Genomic DNA, 25,928 nt, shown 5'->3' on the forward strand with positions numbered 1-25,928 from the left:
ATTCCAAAACACATAAAAAAGATACTCAGTTACCTCGCTAACGTATTATATCATTTTACGTTATGAACAACTACCTTATTTCGTTATTCTTCGAAAGTGTACATAATCATACTATGATCGTTCTCAAAACTCCAATCAACATAAAGATCAGCAATCTTTTTATGAAAAAGAGGTTCCAGATTCGTTTCTTGTTCTAATAATGCTTTTTCGATCTTTCCTTTGGTCATTCGTAGCATATGTTCATATCCTAGACTGATCAGTTCTTTTTCCAGCAGAATCGTTGTTCCTTTGCGAAGAATAAATAACGTTTTGGAATTAATCCACCAAGAATCTATCCATGTCGGTGGTTTTTGCAATTCGGTAGTAGCTTTAATAATGTCTTTATGCAATTGCTCTTTTCCTTGATAATCTTCTGATTCGCTATAAAGCGCATTATCCAGTAATCCTACGATCACACCTGAAGCATTATACATGCCCCAATCATAATAAAGGTCTACTACATTCAACTCTAATTGTTGTGTCAGAAACTGTCTCAGTTCAGGCAACATCGATTTCATAATCAATTCGCGTGTATAACGAAAAGCTTGTTCTTTTTCTTGACTGAGTAAAAATTCTTCGACTGGACTCAAAAAGTTTTTGAGATGTAGAACAATACACTGTTCACATACATAAATCGACACCGCTTCAGGTCCCTTTCCAAAACGATTTCTTAATAATTTTGTAGTATAACTCGTTGCTTGATTAATTATGTTTTTACGATTCAATGACTACACTCCCAGTATAATATCCCAATCTATCACTAGATTCGGTACATTGATGCTTCGTTTTATATCGTTTGTCAAAGCCTATAACACACCATCGATCTTTCATATAAAAGATATCATTTTTGCTGTACAACATTTGTTTGTACATACAAGCTATCTAAATAAAAATAGACCGAAGAAAAGGTATCTCTACCCATTCTTCGGCCTAATTACAGCGCATTATCATGTCTGAATCATTACCGATCATTCTGATTTATATTTATTCATACCCAGTACATATAAGTAAACGATAATCAACATCAACATTTTAATCGACATTCATCTCTATAACTTGTTTATTGAATCATTGATCTGGATGCGTATGTTCTCAGTCAGTTGTTTATCATGTCATATACTTGTTGTTTATTATTTTTATCATACATCACTATTTTTTTCAAGCACTACGGTTATACCCTTGCCAAAAATCAAATGATTGGATATAGGATGTATCCTTCATAACTATTCAGCATCGTATTTAAATAGCAGGCATTACATTTCCGCCGGTTACTGGAATATATGCACCTGTTATATAACTAGCGAGATCAGAAGCCAAAAAAGCGACTACATTCGCAATCTCTTGATCTGTTCCTCTTCGTTGTAAAGGGACTTGCTGAATATAAGCACTATCTTGTCTAGCAGAAGGGTCTGTTGCTAGATCACGTTCACTTAATGTCCAACCTGGTGCCACTTGATTCACTGTGATCTGGTGTTCTCCTATTTCTTTCGCAAGAATACGATAGATTCCATCCATGCCACGTTTTCCAGCGACATAAGCCGATTGCGTAGGTTCATTTTGCATCGCACATTCGGTATTAATGCCTATCATTCTTCCATATTGTTGCTGGATCATATGAGGAACAAATACTTTGGATAGATGAACCGCTTGCAAAACAGTCGTCTGAAATTGATCTACATAATCCTGCATATCCTGCTCCAATATCGATGTCCATTCATATTGAGAAACAGCATTACCTACAACGATATCAGGCATCTTGAAATTTGTCGATAATGTCTCACGCATTTCAATTACGTCTGCTATTTGTCCTATATCTGCCTGAATAATAAAAGCAGAACGCCCTAATTGCTCTAGTTCTTGTTGCAATACAAGCGCTTGTTCCTGATTACGAAAATAATGAAGAATCACATCAGCGCCGCTTTTAGCCAGTGTACGTGCCATGACTCTGCCTAACTGACCTGTAGCTCCTGTCACTAATGCGGTTTTACCACTCAAATCGATAGCAATCATACGATGCCTCCATCTATTGTTGTGTGTATCTGTAGAGATGAAATAGGTTTAGACTAATTGAATACTGATATAGATTTGACAAAAGTATAGTATAAAACCGTTAGCAAGTCCAAATAGAATGTATGTATAGCAAAAGATATAGTATCTAATTACTTTATTTGGTAAAATGGTAAAGGTTATCTATTCGAGTTGTTGCGTTTATCCTTTATAAACGCTAGAGAAAGATATTTTGCTCTGCAAAAATCACTTTCGATTTTACTGATCGCGTTTATCTTTTATAAACGCTACATAGGAGGAGTATCGTTGAGGACGATTGTTAAATTAACTTTATGTAGTACTTTATTGATGGGGAGTGTAGTTACATCTACTTTAGCTTGTACATCTTCAGTCGCTCAAGCAGCTACCAGTGGTGGTGTGAGCATTATGCTAGATGGGTATGCGTTGCCTTTTCCTGTTCAACCTGTAGCTATTAAAGGAACAACGATGGTGCCGTTCCGAGCTATCTCTGAAGCGCTTGGTATCGATGTTCAATGGAATCAAGCTTCCAAAACGATTACAGCTATTAAAAAAGAAGCTTCTACCACCAAAAAAGTTGTTTTGACGATGGGCAGTACCCAAGCTATGGTCGATGGTAAAACTGTTTCTTTAGCTTTAGCACCACAGACAATTAGTAATAATACAATGATTCCACTTAGCTTTTTCAGTCAACAATTCGGAGCAGGTGTTCAATGGAATCAAGCTACGAAGACCGTCTCGATCACTTCACCACAGGAAGATTTGTATACGATGGGCTTTTATGCTTTATCTTCGTATGATGAGCGTGCGATGATTCCTGATTTTGATAGTATGGCTTTTGGTTGGAGTCGAATCGACCTCAATGGCAAATTCACGATTGCTGATACGGGCAAAGAATATCGCTGGCCTCAATCGGCAGGTGTCGATACACCAGAGTCGATTATTCAGAACACAGCGACACAAGGCACTTCGCCTTATCTCATGGTCTATGCTGTTGATGGACATGGCGAATTAACCAAAAATCTGGAAGACCTCACTTTACAGCAACAAACGATCAAAGGCATTATCGATACCGCTACACAAAAAAGATTTAAAGGAATCGTACTCGATTTCGAAGGATTAGGGTTAACCGGAGATAAGCTTCAAGCGCAGAAAGACTATAATGCATTTATCCAAAACATAGCCACTCAAGCTCATCAAAAAAATCTTAAATTAACACTTGTGCTCCACCCACTCAATAGCTCTTATCAAGGCTACGATTATCGCACTTTAGGGACGTTAGCAGATGATATTATTATTATGGCGTATGCGTATGATAATGAAAAAAGCCCTGAACCGCTTGCCAAAGTCGATGAAGCAATCACTTTAGCGTTAAAACAGATTAATAAAAACAAACTGATTTTAGGTATCTCTTTAGGTAGCGAAAATGCAGATTCAGTAAACTCCAAAATCGGTCTAGCCAAGCGTTATGATCTCAAAGGAGTCTCGATCTGGCGATTAGGCATTGTAGGTCAAGCCGCATGGAATAGTATGCACGAGTCTATCGAGTTCAAATAAGCTAGAAAATCAGTATGATGCAAAAAGCTCTTTCCTATTTATGTAGGAGAGAGCTTTTTGATTTAGATTAGAAATACATTATTAATAGTTGGCAATCTTTTGTGATCACTCGGTTGCATATGCTTTATCTTTGATTGAATGAGTATAATACGCCTATTCATTCTCTTGATGTTATATGCTATATTGATACCCTACTTATTTGCAAATGAAATAAAAGGAGATGATCAGATGAAAAGTATAGCTATATTTTGCGGATCAAATGATGGAGCATTACCAGCTTATCGAGAACATGCTATCGCTTTAGGGCATGAGCTGGCTAATCGTAGTATTACACTAATTTATGGCGGTGCTAGTGTAGGATTGATGGGGGCAGTAGCTGATGCTGTTTTAGAAAAAGGCGGTAAAGTAATCGGGATATTGCCTCATTTTCTTCAGTCTCGTGAAATTGCTCATAAACATCTAACAGAATTGATCGTTGTCGATTCTATGCATGAACGCAAAGCTAAAATGGCAGAAATGTCGGATGGGTTTATCGTATTACCTGGTGGGCCTGGGACGATGGAAGAATACTTTGAAATTTTTACTTGGGCACAATTGGGATTGCATGAGAAACCTTGCGGTCTAATGAATATAGAACATTATTATGACCCATTAGTTGCCCTTTTCGATCAGATGGCAAGTCAACGATTCATGCAACAAAAGTATCGAGAAATGGTGATTGTTGATACTACTCCTACAGGAATACTAGACCAATTTGCTCATTATCAGCATCCATCGGTCAAAACGTATTTAACTGAAGATCGTACATAAATGATTATTTTTCTATCAAACAAAGAAGCAGATTATCCCTATCTGGAATGATCTTCTTCTTTGTTTATTTATAGTTGGATACCTCTACTGTTTTCTACATCTTGCGATACTCCAGACCAGCAGTGACAACAGCATAAAGACTCCGCCCGATAGACTGACAGCACTCCAACCGCCGATTTTCCACATATAACTACTTACCGACGACCCGATCGCTCCACCTACAAATGTACTGACCATCAGCACTGTGTTCAGACGGCTACGAGCACTATCATTTAAAGCGTAAATACGAGCCTGATTGGACACTTGTGCTCCTTGCACCCCTAGATCAAGTAACACGATTCCGATCATGAGACCGATTAATGTACCACCAAGCCAGCCGAAAAAAGCAAATGAAATCAATGTCACAACAATCATTGCACCGATAATCCATTTTGGTTGTATCCGATCTGCGATCCGTCCCACAATAGGAGCTCCTAATGCACCCACTACGCCAACCAATCCGAACAGCCCGGCAATCTGACTACTATAATGATAAGGTTCGCCTTCAAGATAGAAGCTAAGCGATGTCCAAAATACGCTAAATGAAGCAAAATTCAGCGCCCCAATAAGAGCACCTTCACGCAACACTGCATACTGCCGGATCAATCCACCAATAGATACTAACAATTCGGAATATGTTGATTTCATTAACGGTTCTACATGTGGTAATTTCCGTCGTAACACTAGAAAAAGTACAAACATCATGATCGCCGCGATACCATACATCCAGCGCCAGCCCCATGTTCCTCCAATTAATCCCGAGATCGTACGAGCTAACAAAATGCCGAATAATAATCCACTCATCACTGTGCCGATCACTTTACCCCGTTGTTCCGGTGTAGCCAGTTGTGCTGAAAAAGGAACTAGAATCTGCGGTACTACTGTGGTTAGCCCGATCGCAAAGCTAGCAATATACATCCACACAATATGAGTAGACGCCGCCGCACCTAACAGCGAAATTGTAACTAAAATCAACAGTGTCGAGATCAGCTTACGTCGTTCTCTAATATCCCCTAAAGGTACAAATAACAACATGCCTAACGCATAACCAATCTGCGTAAATGTAGAGATATATCCTGCTTGATCTCGACTAATTCCGAAAGAAGTCGCCATATCTGCAAGCAATGGCTGATTATAATATAAGTTAGCGACCGCCAATCCTGAAGCAATCGCCATGATCCATAATAGACTTTGACGTAGAACAAATGGTTGGGACTGTTCTGTATTCATATACGACTCCTTTATATTCATTTGGGCTTTATGATTATACACTACAATTCAAATAATGATATTCAAAATTTGGTATATCCTTAGCTGTTGAAAACAAAAAAACTATATTCAGACAGCTTTTTCTAGCAAGCTGTCTGAATATAGTTTGAATAGTCCTGACATTTTGAATATGAGAATCGTCGAGAGTTAGACTAAAATCTGAGCTACGCTTACTTTCTCTCCTGCACGATCTGCTGATAACATTTCTGCTTCAACCAATTGTAATGATCGAAGTGTACTTTCAGGTGTTGCTTGTGACATCGGTTGATTCTGTATTAGACATTCTATAAAATACCGAAGTTGACGATAATACCCTCGATCTGATGATAATTCAGCAGTATAACCTGCACCATTATTCGGATTGACTTGTACAATATCATTTTCAAACACAAGATTCCCCTGTTCAAAATTCACCCGATAGGTCATCGAAAAACCATAATCGCCTTGTAGTGTCCAATCCACTTGAGCGTTAACGACTTTGCCATCTGGATAGATATAATTGGTCGAGACCACATCATATCCGCTACCCGGAACAACATTTCGTGCCAGTGAAGAGACATGATCAGGTAAGCCAAATACCCACTGAATCATATCAACATCATGAATATGCATGTCTAACATCGCTCCACCACTACGTTCTTTATCGACAAACCAACCTTCTGGTGTCGCTCCACCGCGGAAAAAGGTAGCACTAATCACTTCACCAAAAGTTTGTCGGGTGACGACTTCTTGTAAATATTCGTAAGCCGGCCAGAAGCGCAGACATTGTCCGATCATCAATTGCTTTTGATGAGCATGAGCAGCATCAAGCATTTGTTGACCAGCAGACGTATTGATTGCCATCGGTTTTTCACAGAATACATGGTATCCACGAGCAAGAAGATCACAAGCGATCGGTGCGTGTAGGTCTGTAGGTAAGGTGAGATCCAGAACATCTAATTGTTCATTAGCCAGCATCTTTTCCAGATCATCATATAAATGGTATGCAGATAGATCAATAACTGCGGTATCCGTATCTGTTGCGATATTGCCGATCACTTTCTCATGCTTTAATTGTTCAATGCGTATATCGCAGATTGCTACAAGCTGAACATCTACACCTTCTGCCGCGAGCCGAACATAATTTTCGAAATGCATATGACCCATGATTCCAAATCCAACTAATCCTACTTTAACCATTTGTATTCCTCCTTTTTATGCTAATATCGCATCCATCGAATACGACGTATTATAAATAATTTGATTCGAATGATGTTTGTAAGGCGGAATCATTTCAGCAGTCACATAGTTGGTATAATCAATCTTCCGTAGCGCTTCTATGACAGCAGGATAATCAACATCACCGGCTAACAAATCAACAAACCCTGCAAGTCCGCCTACTTCGCGGCGATAGTCTTTGAAATGTACCTTTTTGATCCGTTCACCCAGAATCGCAATCCAGTGTTCAGGATACCCAGAATACACAACATTGCCCACATCGAAATAAGAACCAACATAATCAGAATGAATTTCATCTAGAAATGTTTTCATTTCCAGCGGTGAAAGCAAAAATTTGTTCCATACATTTTCAATGCCAATCTGCACACCGATAGCTTGTGCTTCTTTGGATAGTGTACTAATTGCTTCAAGTGCTCGTTCGTAGGCAACATCATAAGCAACGATAGGATAATCAGGGATAAAATCTACTCCTACACCTCCAGGTATCACCAGAATAGTATCCACTTCTAGCGCAGCAGCTACTTCTAATTGCTTGCGACAAATATCTATCGCTTGCTGACGGGTCGCTGAATCGTCGCTAGTCATCGCATATTCCCAATATAGCCCTGTTGCTAATCCGCTAATTTCTAAGCCTTCATTTGTCACAGTCTCACGAATAGTGGTCAATTGAGAGTCAGTCACATCTAGCCCTAATTCTCCTTCTGCATTAAGCGATAATTCGATCCCTGCAAAACCTGCATCCTTTGCAATATGAGCACATTCTGCAATACTCAATTGATCTGAAAATGACCAGATATTAATCCCTTTTTTCACAATACCGCCTCCTGTTTATAGCCTTCACTTATTGAGATATAGACTGCAAATTCATTGATATACCGGATAATTAACGTTATTCTATCAATAATAAGATGAAATAGATTTAGGAAAAGGAGAGGTTTTTTTGGACAATTCCGGTTTTTCGTATGCTATGACTTATCGTAAACAACGCCTTGCTCCGATTGAACAATGGTCGCCGAATATTCATTATGCTCAACATCAGAAGTTACCTACAGGCAGACTAGATCAGCGAATGATTTATGATTTTGAACTACTGTATGTACGTAAAGGAGAAGCGATCACTCATTTTCAAAACGATAGTATTGTGATTCCAGCAGGGCACTTATTATTTATCCCAGCAGGTGTATCTCATTGCAATGAAGTTCGATCTACTCCGAATGCCCATTTTATCGGGATTCATTTTGACTTTTTTCATGAACTTCAGATTTTGCGAGATGAAGATTTAATCGTCAATGAACATAAGATTATGGATTCCAAATTTGCTACTGAAGCAATCGCTGAAGGATTTGAACCGTTTTCTGCTCAACGTCTTTATATCCCTTCTCCTACATGCGTACAATTGATCGAACAATTGGTTCAAGAATTTACAATGCGCCCCCCGGCTTATCTACTGACCTGCAAAGCTTTATTATTACAAATTCTAGGTCTACTTCTTCGCTCTCAGAAATCGTACAATCATATGAACCCGCCTATACAAAGTGATCGTATCTTAGAAATAATGGATCATATCGAACTCTATCCTGCAAAACATTGGAATAATAGAAAACTTGCTACTGAACTCAATATGAATGAAGATCATATGATCAAAGTATTTAAAAAAATAGCAGGCATGCCTCCTGGAGAATATGTACAAATGCTACGTCATCGTGAAGCAAGACGATTACTTCGAGAAACAGACGATTCTATAGAAGAGATAGGACGACAAGTGGGCTATACCGATATTCATTACTTCAGTCGTATTTTTCGTAAAAGTGAAGGGATTCCACCGCGTGCTTATCGTAATTTATCAAGGATCTTATAATGTTCTATCTTTTTATTACTATTGTAGAACAACGGTAGCTATCGATATGATGAGTTCGCTCTATCTTGCCCGCTATTTACCAAGTTATACACAAAAAAACGACTATCTATTAAAGATAGTCGTTACTTATATACTGAGATATATGTGCCTAAATATATGCAGAGATAGTAGACTGCTGTTATATACACATGTCTACGTTATATCAGAAATCCTTTTTATCAATAACCAATCTTGATACTTTCATTCTCCACAGCGACACCTGGCGATAATGTAAGCGATAAACGTTGTTCTTCTGAAAATCCAATTGTCTCCCCGTGCTGTAAAGTCACATCATAACTAATCACATAGTCGACAATCATCATCGTAAATTCAAATACATCACTTAACGAATGTTCGGAATGAATAATTTCAATTTCATATTTGCCGAAATGTTGTAGACCTCTTGTGTACGAACAACGACCTTGTTCATCTTGGTACAATCCGATAAATACCCATAATTGTACAGGTAATTCTTCCTCTTTGAGCATTTGCGCACTTTCGACATAGCTTTCAGCAGACACGACCATCGGCGCCATATAAAAAGCTAATGCTTCTTTAACCTGCATCATGCTACTAACTACTTGTGTAAATAACAAATGCCCTGCAATCGGATTGGGTGCACCGGATACACTTACAATCACATGAGAACGATGAGTAGCTACAACTTGCTCTGCTTCTGGCCATAACAAATTATATTTACAGCATTCTTCCACTTCGCGATTCGGAATAGGTGCTGGCATATGAGCCACAATAACACGCATACCTTCCACTTCAAATACGATATTTTCATCACTTGGTTGAGTTTCAATCGTAATTTCAGCATCTTTATGTAAATTATCAATAAATGATGACCAATCACAGGTCTCACTGCTGAGTAAAGCAAAACCAAGTATCATTGGTGTATCTTGTGTTTCTTTTGGATCAGGTACGGCTGTTGGCATCGGAACAATATTGTCATATGCTGATGTTGAAGTAGATTCTTCTTTAGGTTTACGAAATTTATCAAAAATCCCCATAATATTATTCTCCTTCACCTATAGTATCGTTGTGATCAATCGTTATCATAATTTGTAAAAATAAACCTGTGCATATTGTAGCAGGAATATGATCAATATTCACTTGTATTCCCGAATTTGATATAGAGAAGCTTGCTGAAATGCAAAAAAAGAAGAGCACTCTGCTCTTCTTTTCAGATACAACTTCAATCCACGTACTAATCTACAATTATTCAGCGTTCTCAAAAGCTGCTTCTACTTGTGGAATAATATCATCCCAGCTTGCATCAGGTAATTTACTTATCGTTACAAAATCACGCATTCCAAAAATATTATCAACACCGTCGATACTGATCAATGCGCTTGCTAGTGGATGGTCTGTGCTGTCTCCTGCTTTGAGCGAAGTACTAGCTGGACCTTCAAAAATATGTTGATTGGCATTGATTTTGACCGCGTTCGGGTTAGGTGTGTTCTGGATACTCATTTCGATAGCCATAGGGTAATTCCTCCTGATAGTTGGATTAGGGAGTAGATGTTAGTGATGATTAGATGATCTTACTTGATATCGTAAGATTCCCATTTTGCTTTTAACCAGTTGTCGAACTCTTCGCCTTTTTCGCCTTCATACGTGTTGTAGATATCAGCACGCATTTTATGCAATTTCACTTTGAAATCTTCAAAGCTATGGTCTTTAGGCAGACTCTTTTTGATACGGATTAATGTTTTGGTTAATCCTTTGAACAATTCAGGCTTGGTTTTGGATGGTTGTTGCACATCTTGTCCCAGACCTCGTAATTGCTTATACGCTGCATCTTGCACTGCGTAGACTGGATCATTATTCATCATATGCGTAAGCAGATCAATAATCGGCTGATGGTTGTATTGTCCCAATTCATTGACAGCGTTTAGACGCTCCTGCCAATTGGATTTGCGGTGAGCCGCTTTTTTTAATTCTTCATAATTTTCTGGTAATTCAAATGACGTACTTTCAAACTGTGATTCTTCTGTCAAAACATTCAATTCCCTTCTATTTTCAAATCCCGTTACTCTTTATTATAATTCAGCTTCTATATCGAATGAAAGACATTTCGCTGAAAATAACAGTTAATCTTTACTTTTGTTGGTTGGGGCAGATTTAGAACCACCGTTTTTGTCTTTGTCCGCTCTGGTTGCATAAGGTTTAGGTGCACTTTTGGTTTTTTTAGCGCTAGCTTGCCAGCGATTCCAACCTTTTTTCCCCGTCCCGCGACCTGTTCCACCTTTGCTTTTTGCATTAGCCAAAATATCACTCCGTTAGATGTAATACATAAATTTGTCTGAACGTACAGACATCCCTATGCTTCTTTAGTCTATTGTAACAAACCCAGCCACATATCACCAACTGGAAAAACAATAGTTACTTATGTTAAATTGGATATTGATATGTTGAGGTCGATATTAGAGACTACGGATAGGAGATATAACGTAATGCGAAAAATAGGCTTATTGATTTATTTAGTTCCTTTAGTCGTGATAAGTATGATTGCGTGGAATGATTATGCTGATGAAATAGAAGAAGCGCAAAACAATCCGGCTGCTGTACATAATATCTTTTATTTGGATGAAGGTCGCAAACTATTCAGTATTGCTGACGGTGAACAAGGTCTGCAAGGGATGATCTATACTACCAGCAATCATCAACTGGAGAATACCATTCCGCTTGTGTCGAATATATTCAAAGACATCGCTGTCGCTTACCAAAATAAGCAATTGATTGTTGCAACAAAAGATAATAATGATCGATTATCTGTGCATGCAATCGATTCAACAGGCAACAGTAAAGAACTCGCCAATCGTTCTATTATAATAAACGATTATTTGAAAAACAGTACATATATGTGGCGTAACCGGATAGTATTGGTCAATGATGGGTGGACGAAACAGAGCAAAGCAGGACTCACAGAAATACAAAATGGACAACTGCACTCGATTGATCTAAGTGACGGTTCTGTATTACCTGCTCGACCTACAAATGTAGACACTACTTCGGATAGCTTTGAAAGTGATGTAGCGATTCCAATGTTGGTGGCTACGCTTAAAGATGGCACTTCTGCTTATATCAGTGGCATTTTGGATAAACAATATCGTCCTTCTGTATACCTTCCTAAAAGTGATTCAACAAGCTATGAAGAAGAAGAACAAGCTCAGCAACAATTTGTACAACATTTTCAAACAGATCCCACCCGTCTGCTACAAGTAGAAAACGATTATCCCAAGCAAGTTCATTTTTACAATCAATCGACAGATCAAGTAGGCGCACTATTACCTACTCCTCAACCTGTGTATCAAGCTCAGATTGTTTTGCTGAATGATCAAGAAGCACTCATCACAGGCTCAACAACCAAAGATGAAGCAGACGGTAAATTGCTAGGTTATATTTATAATGAAAAAACAAAACAATTTACAGATGTCGCACCCCTTCTTACAAACAAAACATACGATCAGGTAACGAATGATAATTTCACCTTTTATAAAGAAAATATAACTACACCACTCTACTATTCAGATAAGGATACTTCTGCCGGTTGGTTCAATCCACAAGACGGTTCTGTCTCTCAGATCACTAATGCTGAAGTAGAGCAATGGCAAGCCAATGACCCTGCTAATCAAAAGTCGTGGCGAGGATTTCTAGATTATCTTCTAGAAGGTGGCCCGATTGTATTCAATTTAATCATATGGTTGATTATTCCTTTTCTTTTGTTGATTATTCCGTTTGTGATTCAATTCATATTACGCAGACGCAAAGCCAATCAGCTTCAAAAAGGAATCGTTACTCAAGCCACTATTATAGCTCGTGCTGAAACGGGAACGTATATTAACGAACAACCCCAAGTGCAGTTTACAGTACAATTTGAAGATGAAGGGGTATTACGCAAAGTAAATATCAAAAAAGTTGTTTCTTATTTACAGATGCCTTCTATAGGTGATTCCGCTATGATCAGCTATGATCGCCGTAAGCAGACTGCTATTTTTTTAACAACGGAAGATGTTCCGACGCAACCGCCATCTCAAATATTGTATAATGCAGTCCTTCAAAAAATCGATACGTATGAGCAAGTCAATCGCGGGCAAGCCTTATTGCTTCATTTTGAATTGGATGGTCAGACTTACTCTATTCCTGTTGTACAACCAAATGGATTCCAATATCGTCTATGGGACAAAGCCAATCTTATCCAAATTGCAGGAATGACACGCCTACTCAGTTACGGCGTATTGACCGATCTGAATAAAAAAGATGAACTCACTTTACAAGGCGAAATTATATCTATTCAACCTTTTCCTGTACGAATTCAACAGCGTCAATTGATGCTGATGGAAGTACTGGTATCTCAAAACAATCAACGGATTCAGAAAGTGAGCAGTCAATTTGTACCGTCACAATTATCTTTGTCTGTCGGTAATCAGCTTCCTGTCACTGTAAAACAACATGAATTCCAGCGTGATCTCCGCCTGATGCAAGGCAAGCAAGGTAGCGCTAAAGTGATCGCTGTCGAATTTAACGGCACAACCGGAGAACGTCCACTTGCACGTATTACTGTTGAGCGTGGCAATGCAGAGTATACATTAGAACAATCAATTGAGCCGGTATACGGTGTAGAAGTAGGCGATGAATTATGGATTGCTTATGATGAACAGACACGAGAAGCGATGATTGTGAAGTATGCTTCGATGTAGATAGAATTTAGATACATTGATAATATAAATAGAAAAACCTTCTTATCTGCACTGGCAGAGTCGGAAGGTTTTTTTATTTTTTTATATGATTTCAACTAAACGTAGCAAAATAAGCTCTAGACAAAAGTAGTAATAAGAACATTATAATACTGCCTGCAATATACCCGGATAGCCCAGAAGCACCTTCTTTTCTGAGAAATATTCCACCTATACTCATTATCAACAACCCAAGTGAAGGAATCCCTACAAAAATAGCCAAAATAACTCCATCGAAATACAGTCGACTTTGAAAATGATCTGTGTGTCTGGTAATCATAGCCACAAAACATACTATATTTATAATAGCAACGACTGCCCATATTCCTTTAAACCATTTCATCCTATTTTAGTCCTCTATTCATTGAAATAGATATCATCGATTTACGATTCTACTTTAAACGTGTTGCTTATTTTAGCATTTGTCTCATGTTTGATATCTAGCAAATGGGAGTGTATTTTATCAAGACCATCCAAAATAAGCTTTAGATAAAAACAACATAGCCACCATCACTAGACTACCTATGATATACCCTGATGTTCCTTTAGCTCCTTCTTTTTTCAAAAACAATCCGCCTACTGTTGTTCCTAACAAAAGTATCCCAGGACTTGCGATGATCAATGCTAATAGAATGCCAGTCAGAGGAAATCCGTGTGCAAAATAATGACTAACTTGAATAAACATAAATACAACAGATGCTACATGAAATAGCGCTACTGCTCCCCATAACCACTTAAACCACAATATCATCATAGTGTATACCTCATGTATAACAAGATTTTTAATTCCCTAGAACTTAAATAGTATTCTTTAATAACATTCAAACAACCTGATCTCAAAGGATTAAACTATAGATTGCTCAAGTTTCTTATTCTATTAACGTCATCTCGAATTGGCTCTTTATTTTATCCAAAGAATGAGTCAGAAATGCTTCCTTATTTGTAAAACCTAAATAATATTCATACTCTTCTTCCTCAACAGAAGAGTAGTATTCTTGATGAAATACTACATTAGAATATTGCTTAAAACTCATATCCTTCTGTAGAAAAATACATCTAAACAAATGATCTATTTCAATTGCTTTTACAATATCTTCTTTCTTTTCTACATAAAACCATATTATTTTAGGTGGTGCTTGGGTTACTTCATCCCAATGTGGTAAAGATTCTTTCCATGGCAATACCCATTCAGAATTTACAAAAGTACTTCTATCTAAAATAAATTTTTGAGTACTTGCATCCACTAGATTCATATTTCTTTCATAAAAAGAAAATAGTATTAGTGAATCATTTATATTCAGCAAGCTTAATATATCTGCAATGTTCTGTGCTGACATATTATGTTTAATCACACCATAATCTCGTTTAAGATTTATCTCCAATCTCATCACCCTATTCATCCAACATAATAATAATTGCATATAGTTGTACGCATTTTAGGTCAATTTATTATGACTCTAACAGCTTCTTCACTCATAATCTTTCTCTTGTGCGATTATAATCGAAGCGGCTTGAACTGTATCTATTAGAAAAGTATCTTTGGGAATACTTAACACGTCATTTATTGTCATCATATATTGATGAGGTTGATTGGTTGGTTCCATATGAACCCATCCTTCATCACTCGATCCAATAGCATAAGCAGCGCCCAGATCAATAGCAAGATTAATTTTCGATTCTTTACCTGTATGTATATCTTTGAGATACAATCTTACTTTTTCATTACTTTGAAACGTATTGACCAGTTCTAATCGGTACTGATACTGCTTATCCGATGTGGTGACCAGTTCATGTGTTTGTATTCGTTCAGTTAGCCAACCGGTAGGTTCTATCGCTCTAAATTGACTTACCGTCAAAGCTAATAAAACCACTGTACACGAAATAAATACCGTATTACTCACCAGACCTTTGGAAAACGTATTATGTACTAAAAAACTGATCGTAAAAAATAATGTCATTACCGAAATAGTGGCATACATTACGACGTCTATCGTTCCTATCAAATCCAGACCTCTTTGAAAATTAGCTGTTGCGCTTAGCACCAACCAAATATATGAGGCAATATTACTTAATATCGCTATGATCACAATCCGTTGAATCCAATCGTTGATACCTACCTCATTCGATTGATGATCTCGCTCATTATCCTGAAATAAATAGCGTATCTTCATTTAAAAGGTTCCACCTTTTCAATACCGACTTGCTCTACAATCTCGTTGATCCGCTTCATATATTGTTCCATCTCTTGTTCTAACTTCTCATCTGTATAAGGAGGTTGAGCACCTAATTCTTTGATTTTGAAAAGCTTCATCACATATAATATCCGCTGCTCACATTCCATCAATAGATCATTTTTCTTGATAGCTGCATCTATCGTTTGAGTACTTAGCGTTTCTCCTTTAACGAATCGGTCTTGGACGTTATGCTTAATTTTCACTACTGCTTCTTCACCAGTATTGAGCGCGTCTTCTATTAATTGCATGAATTGCTTATATACCGCTTGCTGTTCTTCTTCACGAGCGATACGAGCTTGAAGAACAACGGCATGCTCTACCCATGTCCAGTAATCGTAATTCTCTTCAAACGGAATCTGTGATAACTCATCCAGTATCTTTTTAACCTGTGGCTTCTGATTATTCTGAGTGATATATAAGAGATAGCTTAATTTCACCAGTGCCGCTAGATATGCTTTTTGGGTCTTTTTATATTTCGCCGGAATCTGCTCTATGTATGAATGTAGTTCTGTGTGCTTTTCGATACGGGTAAACACTTCTTTTAATTGCATCATAATCTCCTCCATATAAAATATAGCTTTATGATATTCTAGTTGCTTCCACTTCTTCATGATCTTAACATAAAGCCACAACCTTTTCTTGAAACAATTTGAGAAGGCTGTGGCTTTATTAGTTTGTTATATTTGATACTGAAGATTGTACGCTATAAACAGATTTACTTGCTCTAGTCGAAATTATACTTTGCAGAAAGCGATCAATTGTTGTAATTCTTCTGCTAACTGTGATAGATGACGGGCAGAAGAAGCTACATCTTCCATCGTAGATAACTGTTCTTCACTAGCAGCATTCATTTCATCGATGCCAGCAGAACCTTGCTGTGATAGAGCACTTAAATGTTCCATTGCTTCGGCAACTTTTTGAGTCTCTTGATTGGCATTATTGATGAGTAGATTTGTTGAATTGGTCTGCTCTACCGTCGTGTTCACCGATTGCTGAATCGCTTCAAATGCTACTGTTACCCGTTGTCCTCCATCAATGCTAGCTTGCACACTGTTTACAGATCCTTTTGCTTTTTCGACAGCACTTTGACTTTCATATTGTACATCTTTGACCAGGCTAGTGATCGTAGTGGAAGAGCTAGCTGCACTTTCAGCCAGTTTACGAATTTCATCAGCAACTACTGCAAATCCTCGTCCAGCATCCCCTGCACGCGCCGCTTCAATAGAAGCATTTAGTGCTAATAGATTGGTCTGTTGAGCGATCTGCTGAATAGCGGAGGAAGCAAATCCGATCTGCTCTGATTTCGAATTTAGATTCGTAAGCACATTTAAGGTAGAATGAATATCGCTTGATAATTGTTCAATACGTGTTGTAATATCTCGTACTTCATCTATTCCTTTTTCGGCTGTTTGTTGCATCTTCTCGGTCATTTCACCTACTTGTTGACTGGTACGAGAGATTTGACTCATCTGACGTGCCATTCCATTCACTGAATCAGTCACTTCAATAACTGTTTTGGTCTGTGAGGTAAAACCTGTTGCTAATTCGCCAGAAGAAGTAGCGATATGAGAAGAAGCTTGTGCTGTTTGTTCTGCACTAGCGGTTAACTCTTCAGACGACGCAGACAGTGTCATCGCACTTTCATCTACACTTTTAATAATTTTACGCATACTTGCTACAAGCGTATTAAAAGCAACAGCAACCTGACCAATTTCATCTTTTGCCTGATAATCGGCTGTTGTTGTTAGATCACCTTCAGCAGCTTGATTCATTAATTGTTGTACTTTGCGTAATGGACGAGAGATCAGGATTGCAATCCAAGAGCCGACCAGCAAAGACACAATCAATCCTATAATAATTAAAATGATCATGATGATAGTAGAGCGACTGTAAGCATCGTCTGCATTCACTTTACTCTGATTCGCTTCATTCACCATATTGTTCCGCATATCATCTAAATATTTATTGAGAGTAGTACGTGTATTTTCTAAATTAGTATAGTTAGTCTCTGCCGTCGTTAGATCACCTGCACTGACAGCATCTAGAATACTCTGCCGTATACTAGAAAACTCTTTAGCGGTCACTGTAAGATTTGCTAAATTTTTCTGATTATTGGCGCTAAGAGTAGTTTGTTTGAGCACTTCATATTGTTTGGTTGTATTGGTAGCTGTTGTCGTGATTTCATTCATTAATGTTGTTTGTTTGGCTTTGTCTGTTGTACTGATAAGAAGTAGCAAACGTTTAGCATTATTGCTGTAGTTAATAATGATTTGATCCATAGCCATAACAGGTTTCATGTTTTTATCGTACATATCTCCAGCAATTTCAGACATTTGCTTTGTTGAGCTACTACCATTAAAACTCAAAGTCAGTAATAACAGTAGATTAATAATAATTAAAATCACAATTTTGGTACGAACGCTTAGATTTTTCATATTGAATAACTCCTTTAAAAGTGTTTTTCGTTTGCTTGTTAGTTATGCCTGCTTGTGTACTACTTCCGATCACCAACTTCTATACATGTTGTTCATATAACATTAAGATTGTGAGATATACCGTTCATTCAAACTAATGATTCACCAACTTAAATTTTTAGCAATTAAGACTTTAGCAATACATTAGTGTCAAATTTAACTATACTTATATGTCGGTAGTACTAATTTAAATATGTATAGCGAATTGTTATTTGTTGTCAAAAATATTATTTTGTCGTTTTTTGACGAATAAAACACAAAAAAACTCCTTATGAATAAGGAGTTTTTTTGTGTTTATTTATGTTGATTAGTTATTTCATTTAGACCATTACTTTACAGATATCATTTGTAAATTCTACTGGATCTTGCACCGGTAGACCTTCGATTAACAATGCTTGATTGTATAGCAAGTTTGTATACAAGTTTAGCTTGTCTTTATCATTTTCAAGTGCATTTTTAAGCGATTGGAATACATCATGATTAACGTTGATTTCCAATACTTTATCTGCTTTTACACCGCCGCCATCTGGCATCGCTTGAAGGATTTTTTCCATTTCAATCGATAGTTCACCTTCTGTAGATAAGCAAACAGGATGTGATCTTAGACGTTTGGATGCTTTTACATTGGATACTTTACCTGCCAATGTGGCTTTCATCGCTTCAAACAAATCTTTATTTTCATTTTCTTCTGCTTCTGTCGTTTGATCTTTTTCATCCGGTTCAATACCTAGATCACCACTAGAAACTGATTTGAATGCTTTGTCTTTGTACGTATTGATCATTTTAATTGCAAATTCATCAATATCGTCGGTAAAGTACAGAATCTCATATCCTTTATCAGATACCATTTCCGTTTGCGGTAATTTTTCTATACGTTCGATTGATTCACCTGCTGCATAGTAGATAAATTTCTGATCTTCTGGCATTCTGGATACATACTCATCCAGTGTGACTAATTTCTTCTCATGCGAAGAAGCGAACAATAGAATATCTTGCAAGTCTTCTTTGTGCATACCATATTCGTTATACACGCCGAATTTCAATTGTCTGCCAAACGATTGGTAGAACTTCTCATAGTTCTCACGCTCGTCTTTAAGCATCGATTGCAATTGACCTTTAATTTTGTTTTTGATATTTTTAGCGATTAATTTCAATTGACGATCATGTTGTAGCATTTCGCGTGAAATATTAAGAGACAGGTCTTCAGAATCGACCATCCCTTTCACAAAGCTAAAGTAATCTGGCAATAGATCGCTACATTTATCCATAATCAATACGCCATTGGAGTACAATTCTAGACCTTTTTCATATTCTTTAGTGTAATAATCAAAAGGTGTATTTTCTGGAATAAATAGAATCGCATTATAGACAACTGCACCATCTGCGCTAATATGCACATGTTTTAGCGGTTTATCGAAGCCATAACGTTTTTCATTATAAAAATTCTCGTAATCTGCATCGGTTAACTCGCTTTTATTTTTGCGCCAGATTGGAATCATACTATTTACAGTCTGCTCTTCAGTATATTCTACATATTCTGGCTCTGCATTTTCGTCTGCGTTTTCTGTTTCTACAGGACGACTGCCACTGATATCCATTTTGATCGGATAACGGATAAAGTCAGAATATTTTTTAATGATCGCTTTCAAACGATATTCTTCCAAATACTCATCGTATTGATCGTCTTCTGTATTTTCTTTAATTTTCAGCGTAATCACTGTACCAACTGTATCTTTTTCTGTTGGAGTGATAGAATAGCCCTCTGTACCTTCAGAATGCCATTGGAACGCTTGATCGCTTCCTAACGCCTTGCTGGTTACTGTTACTTCATCTGCCACCATAAATGCAGCATAGAAGCCTACACCGAACTGACCGATAATATTGTGACCATCTTTCGCTTCATTTTCTTTTTTGAAAGCAAGCGAGCCACTTTTAGCAATAATCCCTAGATTGTTTTCAAGGTCTTCTTCGGTCATCCCGATTCCTGTATCTGCAATCGTCAACGTTCTTGCTGCTTTGTCCGCAGAGACTTTGATATAATAATCTTCTTTGTGGAAAGTTAACGAATCATCCGTTAATGCTTTATAATAAATTTTATCAATCGCATCACTTGCATTGGAGATTAATTCGCGCAAAAAGATTTCCTTTTGCGTATAGATTGAGTTAATCATCATTTCTAATAATCGTTTGGATTCCGCTTTAAATTGCTTGGTAGTCATGAAAAGTAAGTCTCCCTTCGATTCTGCTTTTTTTAGCACTCGAACAATACGAGTGCTAATCGCTACCTTTTATATACCATATACTGATTTTGAATGTCAATTCTTATTGGTTAATTTGTGTATGATATCTGACAGTAGTATGATAGACAACATACATAAGTCATTTGAACTCTACCGATATGAAGATAAGGAGCGAACGATATATGTCTTCCTTTTCCAACTTGCTTGATTTGAAACCGTTATCTGGATTTGACTGGTCTTGTTTTAACGGCAATATCGCCACTGCTGTGTCTTATTTTGGTGATAATTATTTACAAGCTTTTGCTCATTCCTGGACTTTTTCTCCAATGGGAACAGATCCAATGTCATATGATATGCTTGGTCACGAATCTTATACGTATGAAGATATTTTGAAATATGCTAATGCGAATTATACGTTGCATCGCGAGATTTCTTTACCTGATGCACTCGACAATATCTATAAGGAACTGCAAGCGGACAGACCTGTAGTAGTCAAATGCGATTCGTTCTCTTGCCCTTGGTTCCCTGATAATTATCATGCTTCTCATAACACTCACTTTTTTATTATTGTGCATTATGATCCACAAACCAATCTTTTTACTTGTACAGATGTTTCTTATATGACTCATAACTATACACAAAGTGTAGCTGATTTTAGTCAGGGGTTTATGAATGAGATCATGACATTTTCACCTCGTGCTTCCACTTTGGATCAAAAAAATACCGATATTGATCTTGTATTACTGGATATCGCCCAAACAAATCTAGGGCTCAAACCGCAAACCTATTCGATTTTTGAAGCTATGCGTGTATTTGCAGATCAATTTGAGCAATGGTATCAATTAGCTGTTATGGAGATGAACCAATTCGATCTAGGTGCTGCAAATAAATTGCATCTTGAATTGTTATATATTATTCAATCTCGAATGCAATTTTTGAAATTTTTAGAATATCGAGCAGATCTGACGCATACTAATATTCAATGTATTCGTGCTGCATTTGAACAATCGATCAAAAGCTGGTCTATTATTCGAATGATGTATCTCAAATTGTATGAGCCCAAAGCGAATAAAGAGCGGATTTTTAGTACGTTACCTGAAAAAATCAAAGCAGTCGCTGCCCTGGAAGAAGATATTGCTTATACGATTTTGCATATTGAACAGATGCGTATCTTAAACGATCAGTTATCTCCTACTCATCGTCATGCCTCTTCTAGTCGGTAACTATTATGAGAGTAATCAAAAAAAGAACAGCCCCTCAAAGGGCTGTTCTTTTGGTTGTGGACATATTATCTTTATCGTAAATCTTCCCAATCCTTGAGCGCTTCTTCAATCACTCTTTTTCGCAAAGGTTTACTGATATAGGCGTTCATTTTAGATTCTGAAAGTAAATCGATATTCAGAAGGTCTGTAGAACAAGCAATAATATAAGGCTGTTTCTCATGTTCTGAAATAGCGGAACGAATTTGTTGTACTGCTTCGATCCCACCCAATTCTGGCATACGCAAATCCATAAATATCATATCGTATGAATATTGAGCAGCTAGTTGTACAGCTTCTTTACCATGCTTTGCACCTTTGACTTTATGCCCGAGTTTTCTCAACATTTCCATTAACACATATCGGTTAATGTCATTGTCATCAGCAATCAAAATCTCAAGGTTTTTTGTTTTCATATATTCGGAAGAAAATACCACCTCTCTCGCAAACCTGGTGATGCTTCTATCCGGTCGTTAGCCTGCTTTTTGATGTTGCTTTTTATTTTTCACTTTAAGTGAAGTATCAATATCTTTGAATCCGATAAATTTCTTCGTATCTTCGTTCCAAATACGGAAACGTAACGATTGTAAGCTAGTTAACAATGTAATCGTCTGTACGTCTTGCAATACAGGACTTGTATTGTGCGCGGACTCCAAGAAATAATTGGGTACACGAGAACTTAAATGATGAATATGGTGAAAACCGATATTGCCGGTAATCCAGTGTAATACTTTAGGAAGTTTGTAGAAAGAACTACCATGCATAGCTGCTTTGACATAGTTCCAGTTCTCTTCTTCTTCAAAATAACTTTCTTCAAACTGATGCTGTACATAAAATAACCAGATACCGCCTACACCAGATATAAAGAAGATAGGACCTTGAATCATAAGAAATGCTTGCCAGCCGATAGCCCAGCAAAGTAAACCAATAATAGCAACAAGCGCTACATTAACCATATACGTATTCATACGCTCTTTTTTCGGAGCGCCTTTACGGTTAAAACGATAAATTAACAAAAAGGTATAGATTGGGCCAATCGTAAACATAATCATTGGATTACGGTACATACGATACACCCAACGACGTAATGGAGATAATGCTAAATATTCATTAACAGTCAGTGTCCAAATATCGCCTGTTCCACGCTTATCCAGATTACCATTTGTTGCGTGATGCATAGAGTGGCTATAACGCCATTGATCATAAGAACATAAAGTCATAATACCTGTAATATTACCTACAATAGTATTTGCTTTACGATTTTTGAAAAAAGAACGGTGACAACAATCATGGAAAATAATAAAAGTGCGGACTAGAAATCCACCAGCAAGTACCATAATGGGAATGGTTAACCAGTAAGATACGGACAAACTAAGATATGCAAGATACCAGAGGCCGAAAAAGGGGACAAGTGTATTAATCAGTTGCCATACACTGTACTTCGTATTTGATTTCTCATAAGGAGCTAGACTTTTACGCCAATTATCTTGGTCTTTCGTCACACGCGTAGTGGACATATTTAGGTAATTCCTCTCTTGGGATCGATTCGTAACCTACTTCACAATGATTCCACAGTAGTCACTCATGGAATCCCCGAGAAAGATTAAGTTATCACATAGGGCTTTTTGAATACTTTTTTAACAATTAGTACCTGCCTATATACTCTATTGTATTACGTTATGTAGGTGCTTGTAAACCAAGCTAGCTCTTTTCACAAGATATCCATACGATATGTCTAAAAACCAAACTTTTCCATATTCACATATATACATAACAAAAAATATTTACATATTATTTTTTTATTTCTTCCTTTTTTGCAATTTCAATAGATATTGCCCGAGAAATAATTTGGTTTATTTTCACTTTAATCTAAATAGAACAAAAGAATAAAACCTGATTTTATCAGGTTTTATTCTTTATAGTCATTCAAAATAGATACTAATTTACATTTTTCATTCTCCAAAATACGATATATATCTTCGCTTTTCTTATTCAATCTCAAATGTGCAACCTTACATATTATTGACTTGACTATTCAAATTTAAGACTCTATAGTTATTTATTGTAATTAAATACATAATTTTTACATTTACTTTCAGCACTATTTTAGTTACTTGTTTTCTGTTGACAAAGGCTCAATATGCAAGTATTCGAATTCAACATGACAGCCATCTCCTTGAGGGCTACATGCGTACACACCACATTGAAAAGGTGTTTGATCATTTTGATCTTCAAACAAATGAGCGATACGTATTTGATTCCATTTCAGCTCTGAAGCATCATCTTTTTCTTGCTCTGCATACTCGATCGTATAATCACCAGCTTCACGACGAATACGGAATAACAATTCGGTCTCTCCGGCTGCAAAATTTTGAGTAGACCAATCCGAGTACCCGTTGTTGGTAACAACCGCACCTAACTTGGCATGACCATCAGTTTCAAATTCAACCGACGTTTTGAGCCAGCAATGCTCTGAAAAGCGAATCATCAATCCAGCTTGATCATATTGGTGAACTGGATATGTACGCACTTTCGTTGTCATAATCATGTCACCTGTCATCTCAGCAAATAGAAAATGTCCATTATCTACTCGAAATCCATAATGTGTTTTTTGCCAGAAATCTGTTTTGGCAAGTGGCTTAAATGTAAGCACCTGTTTATCAGAAGATACTTCCCATTCTTCCGGTGGGCAGTGCCATTGTAATCGTTCATCCATTGCTTTACCTTGAAAATTTTCTAATAACTGACTCATTCACTATCACTCCTTATAGGCTAAATACATAGATGGCAGTCACTGTACAACGTCTGCCTTCATTCATTATGTTGATCATAGATGGAAATTTCAAGTGTATTTGATTATTTATGGAAGGGTGATGATGTTGAAAAGGATTTTTGGATTAAGTTGTGGCTTTTATTTTCTAATCGGAATTACCAGTGTTTTGTTAGGAGCTTTGTTGCCAGTCATATTGCCGCATTACGGTAAAGATTACAGCGATGGAGGCACATTGTTATTTCTACAGTTTATGGGTTTTCTTGTAGGGGTTATTGTATCACCATCTTTATCCGCAGGAGTAGGACGTAAGTATATGTTATTGATTGCACTTGGTGCGATTACGATTGCTTATGCGTTAATGGGAACATTGCCTGTATGGGGTTGGATGGTCGCGATGACGATTTTTGTAGGCTTTGGTTCAGGGATTATCGAATCTTCGATCGGAGCATTTACTATCGAATTTGCTGAAGCGCAAAAAGCAGTCGCCATGACCAAGTTAGATGTGTATTTTGGCGTAGGTTCATTGTTGATTCCTGCTCTCGCTAGTCTGTATATTTTCTTAAATGTATGGCAGTTGTCTTTCTATACCGTTGCATTAGCTACATTATTGCTGTTGATATTCTGGATGACGATGCCAGCAGATAGTTCTGCACAGCTTCGGCGTATTCAAGAACATGATGCCGATCATACTGGAGCTGTAGTCAAAAAGAAATACAGTGGCAAGCAGTTACAATTTCTCAGTATTTTTATTTTATTCTTCTTTGTCTATATGGGTCTTGAATTAGGCGTAATGAATTTCCTACCTTCTATTTTGATCGAAAGTATCTCTATCAGTGATTCTGCTGCTTCACTCAGTGTTACTTTTTTCTGGGCAGCGATGACGATAGGTCGATTATTTGTCGGTCGTATCGCAGAATCGATTCGTTATGTTCCTTTTCTAATTGGTAGTTCACTTGGAATGATGCTTATGATTATTGGACTTGCTTTGGTTTCTCATCCTGTCGCTATGTATATTCTGATTTTTGGAATCGGATTATTTATGTCAGGTCTATTCTCGATTGCTCTTGTTTTTGCGAATGCTTTGATTCCAGGTATGACTGAACGTACAACCAGTATTTTGATTGCTGCTGGCGGAATCGGTGGATCGGTATTGCAATATGTAATCGGTTGGAGCATGGCGAATTGGTCTGTCGGCCCTACATTATGGGTATTTGCTGGATTTGCATTGGTGTTGTTAATAAGTATTGCGTTTACTTCGCAATGGAGTTCTTCTCAAGCCAAATTAACATCAAGAGTGCAATCATAGAACATTACTCTGTAAAGGAGGTGAGGAACAGCGATCCAGTAAT

General features: G+C 37.3%; 25 protein-coding genes. 6 read left to right on the plus strand and 19 right to left on the minus strand.

The genetic code is table 11. From position 1 onward, the window contains the following. Nucleotides 1-83 precede the first annotated feature (83 nt). On the minus strand, nucleotides 84-764 hold the full coding sequence (locus ACFSGI_RS17845) for a Na-translocating system protein MpsC family protein (RefSeq protein ID WP_204825525.1): 681 nt from the start codon (nucleotides 762-764) through the stop codon (nucleotides 84-86). A 514-nt stretch (nucleotides 765-1,278) separates the two neighbouring features. Continuing rightward, nucleotides 1,279-2,049 (minus strand): SDR family NAD(P)-dependent oxidoreductase, encoded by a 771-nt coding sequence (locus ACFSGI_RS17850; RefSeq protein WP_204825526.1) that lies wholly within the window; start codon nucleotides 2,047-2,049, stop codon nucleotides 1,279-1,281. Nucleotides 2,050-2,352: 303 nt separating this feature from the next. On the opposite strand from ACFSGI_RS17850, the gene ACFSGI_RS17855 reads away from it, so the two are divergent. Next, complete coding sequence (locus ACFSGI_RS17855; protein ID WP_379283838.1) at nucleotides 2,353-3,621, plus strand: stalk domain-containing protein; 1,269 nt, start codon at nucleotides 2,353-2,355, stop codon at nucleotides 3,619-3,621. A 228-nt stretch (nucleotides 3,622-3,849) separates the two neighbouring features. Then, on the plus strand, nucleotides 3,850-4,431 hold the full coding sequence (locus ACFSGI_RS17860) for an LOG family protein (protein ID WP_204825527.1): 582 nt from the start codon (nucleotides 3,850-3,852) through the stop codon (nucleotides 4,429-4,431). 84 nt (nucleotides 4,432-4,515) lie between these two features. Here ACFSGI_RS17860 and ACFSGI_RS17865 read toward each other — a convergent pair whose 3' ends face one another. The 3 genes from ACFSGI_RS17865 to ACFSGI_RS17875 all read right to left on the minus strand — a co-directional run bounded on the left by ACFSGI_RS17865 (nucleotide 4,516) and on the right by ACFSGI_RS17875 (nucleotide 7,770). Further along, complete coding sequence (locus ACFSGI_RS17865; RefSeq protein ID WP_379283840.1) at nucleotides 4,516-5,700, minus strand: MFS transporter; 1,185 nt, start codon at nucleotides 5,698-5,700, stop codon at nucleotides 4,516-4,518. 186 nt (nucleotides 5,701-5,886) lie between these two features. Next, the gene (locus tag ACFSGI_RS17870) at nucleotides 5,887-6,918 is read right to left on the minus strand and encodes a Gfo/Idh/MocA family protein (protein WP_204825529.1); all 1,032 of its coding nucleotides are present in this window, start codon (nucleotides 6,916-6,918) and stop codon (nucleotides 5,887-5,889) included. Nucleotides 6,919-6,933: 15 nt separating this feature from the next. Further along, complete coding sequence (locus tag ACFSGI_RS17875; protein WP_204825530.1) at nucleotides 6,934-7,770, minus strand: sugar phosphate isomerase/epimerase family protein; 837 nt, start codon at nucleotides 7,768-7,770, stop codon at nucleotides 6,934-6,936. A gap of 127 nt (nucleotides 7,771-7,897) precedes the next feature. On the opposite strand from ACFSGI_RS17875, the gene ACFSGI_RS17880 reads away from it, so the two are divergent. Then, entirely contained in the window at nucleotides 7,898-8,815 is a 918-nt protein-coding gene (locus tag ACFSGI_RS17880) for a helix-turn-helix domain-containing protein (protein ID WP_379283843.1), read from the plus strand. A 218-nt stretch (nucleotides 8,816-9,033) separates the two neighbouring features. Here ACFSGI_RS17880 and ACFSGI_RS17885 read toward each other — a convergent pair whose 3' ends face one another. The 4 genes from ACFSGI_RS17885 to ACFSGI_RS17900 all read right to left on the minus strand — a co-directional run bounded on the left by ACFSGI_RS17885 (nucleotide 9,034) and on the right by ACFSGI_RS17900 (nucleotide 11,130). Further along, on the minus strand, nucleotides 9,034-9,870 hold the full coding sequence (locus tag ACFSGI_RS17885) for a DUF4261 domain-containing protein (protein ID WP_204825531.1): 837 nt from the start codon (nucleotides 9,868-9,870) through the stop codon (nucleotides 9,034-9,036). Between the two features lie 208 nt (nucleotides 9,871-10,078). Next, the gene (locus ACFSGI_RS17890) at nucleotides 10,079-10,345 is read right to left on the minus strand and encodes a NifU N-terminal domain-containing protein (RefSeq protein ID WP_069326812.1); all 267 of its coding nucleotides are present in this window, start codon (nucleotides 10,343-10,345) and stop codon (nucleotides 10,079-10,081) included. 59 nt (nucleotides 10,346-10,404) lie between these two features. Continuing rightward, nucleotides 10,405-10,860 (minus strand): HEAT repeat domain-containing protein, encoded by a 456-nt coding sequence (locus tag ACFSGI_RS17895; protein ID WP_204825532.1) that lies wholly within the window; start codon nucleotides 10,858-10,860, stop codon nucleotides 10,405-10,407. A gap of 93 nt (nucleotides 10,861-10,953) precedes the next feature. Continuing rightward, a complete protein-coding gene (locus tag ACFSGI_RS17900; RefSeq protein ID WP_204825533.1) occupies nucleotides 10,954-11,130 on the minus strand; it encodes a DUF3934 family protein in 177 nt (58 codons plus the stop codon). 186 nt (nucleotides 11,131-11,316) lie between these two features. Here ACFSGI_RS17900 and ACFSGI_RS17905 point away from each other — a divergent pair, with 186 nt between their 5' ends. Further along, nucleotides 11,317-13,563, plus strand: a complete 2,247-nt coding sequence (locus ACFSGI_RS17905) for a hypothetical protein (RefSeq protein ID WP_204825534.1) — start codon at nucleotides 11,317-11,319, stop codon at nucleotides 13,561-13,563. 91 nt (nucleotides 13,564-13,654) lie between these two features. Here ACFSGI_RS17905 and ACFSGI_RS17910 read toward each other — a convergent pair whose 3' ends face one another. From ACFSGI_RS17910 to htpG, 7 genes are all read right to left on the minus strand, one after another. Continuing rightward, nucleotides 13,655-13,942, minus strand: a complete 288-nt coding sequence (locus ACFSGI_RS17910; RefSeq protein ID WP_204825535.1) for a hypothetical protein — start codon at nucleotides 13,940-13,942, stop codon at nucleotides 13,655-13,657. 120 nt (nucleotides 13,943-14,062) lie between these two features. Further along, nucleotides 14,063-14,353 carry a hypothetical protein gene (locus tag ACFSGI_RS17915; RefSeq protein ID WP_204825536.1) on the minus strand — a complete coding sequence of 97 codons (291 nt, stop codon included), beginning with the start codon at nucleotides 14,351-14,353 and terminating at the stop codon, nucleotides 14,063-14,065. A 115-nt stretch (nucleotides 14,354-14,468) separates the two neighbouring features. Next, entirely contained in the window at nucleotides 14,469-14,987 is a 519-nt protein-coding gene (locus ACFSGI_RS17920) for a hypothetical protein (RefSeq protein ID WP_204825537.1), read from the minus strand. 81 nt (nucleotides 14,988-15,068) lie between these two features. Beyond that, on the minus strand, nucleotides 15,069-15,770 hold the full coding sequence (locus tag ACFSGI_RS17925) for a hypothetical protein (protein ID WP_204825538.1): 702 nt from the start codon (nucleotides 15,768-15,770) through the stop codon (nucleotides 15,069-15,071). After that, nucleotides 15,767-16,387 (minus strand): DUF6707 family protein, encoded by a 621-nt coding sequence (locus ACFSGI_RS17930; protein WP_204825539.1) that lies wholly within the window; start codon nucleotides 16,385-16,387, stop codon nucleotides 15,767-15,769. The genes ACFSGI_RS17925 and ACFSGI_RS17930 overlap by 4 nt, the downstream gene beginning before the upstream one ends. A gap of 180 nt (nucleotides 16,388-16,567) precedes the next feature. Then, on the minus strand, nucleotides 16,568-18,268 hold the full coding sequence (locus ACFSGI_RS17935) for a methyl-accepting chemotaxis protein (RefSeq protein ID WP_204825540.1): 1,701 nt from the start codon (nucleotides 18,266-18,268) through the stop codon (nucleotides 16,568-16,570). A gap of 359 nt (nucleotides 18,269-18,627) precedes the next feature. Next, nucleotides 18,628-20,526, minus strand: coding sequence for a molecular chaperone HtpG (gene htpG, locus ACFSGI_RS17940; protein ID WP_204825541.1), 1,899 nt, complete (start codon nucleotides 20,524-20,526; stop codon nucleotides 18,628-18,630). A 203-nt stretch (nucleotides 20,527-20,729) separates the two neighbouring features. Between htpG and ACFSGI_RS17945 the strand changes: the two genes are divergently transcribed. After that, complete coding sequence (locus tag ACFSGI_RS17945) at nucleotides 20,730-21,770, plus strand: BtrH N-terminal domain-containing protein (protein WP_204825542.1); 1,041 nt, start codon at nucleotides 20,730-20,732, stop codon at nucleotides 21,768-21,770. A gap of 71 nt (nucleotides 21,771-21,841) precedes the next feature. Here ACFSGI_RS17945 and ACFSGI_RS17950 read toward each other — a convergent pair whose 3' ends face one another. From ACFSGI_RS17950 to ACFSGI_RS17960, 3 genes are all read right to left on the minus strand, one after another. Then, nucleotides 21,842-22,222 carry a response regulator gene (locus ACFSGI_RS17950; protein ID WP_204825543.1) on the minus strand — a complete coding sequence of 127 codons (381 nt, stop codon included), beginning with the start codon at nucleotides 22,220-22,222 and terminating at the stop codon, nucleotides 21,842-21,844. A gap of 57 nt (nucleotides 22,223-22,279) precedes the next feature. Continuing rightward, nucleotides 22,280-23,323, minus strand: a complete 1,044-nt coding sequence (gene desA, locus ACFSGI_RS17955; protein WP_204825544.1) for a Delta(5) desaturase DesA — start codon at nucleotides 23,321-23,323, stop codon at nucleotides 22,280-22,282. A 593-nt stretch (nucleotides 23,324-23,916) separates the two neighbouring features. Further along, nucleotides 23,917-24,558: a DUF1349 domain-containing protein gene (locus ACFSGI_RS17960; protein WP_204825545.1), complete on the minus strand. Its 642-nt coding sequence runs from the start codon at nucleotides 24,556-24,558 to the stop codon at nucleotides 23,917-23,919. A gap of 127 nt (nucleotides 24,559-24,685) precedes the next feature. Here ACFSGI_RS17960 and ACFSGI_RS17965 point away from each other — a divergent pair, with 127 nt between their 5' ends. Next, nucleotides 24,686-25,885, plus strand: a complete 1,200-nt coding sequence (locus ACFSGI_RS17965) for an MFS transporter (RefSeq protein ID WP_204825725.1) — start codon at nucleotides 24,686-24,688, stop codon at nucleotides 25,883-25,885. Nucleotides 25,886-25,928: the final 43 nt, after the last annotated feature.

The sequence above is a fragment of the Paenibacillus nicotianae genome, from assembly GCF_042681745.1.
GTDB classification, from domain to species: domain Bacteria; phylum Bacillota; class Bacilli; order Paenibacillales; family Paenibacillaceae; genus Saccharibacillus; species Saccharibacillus nicotianae.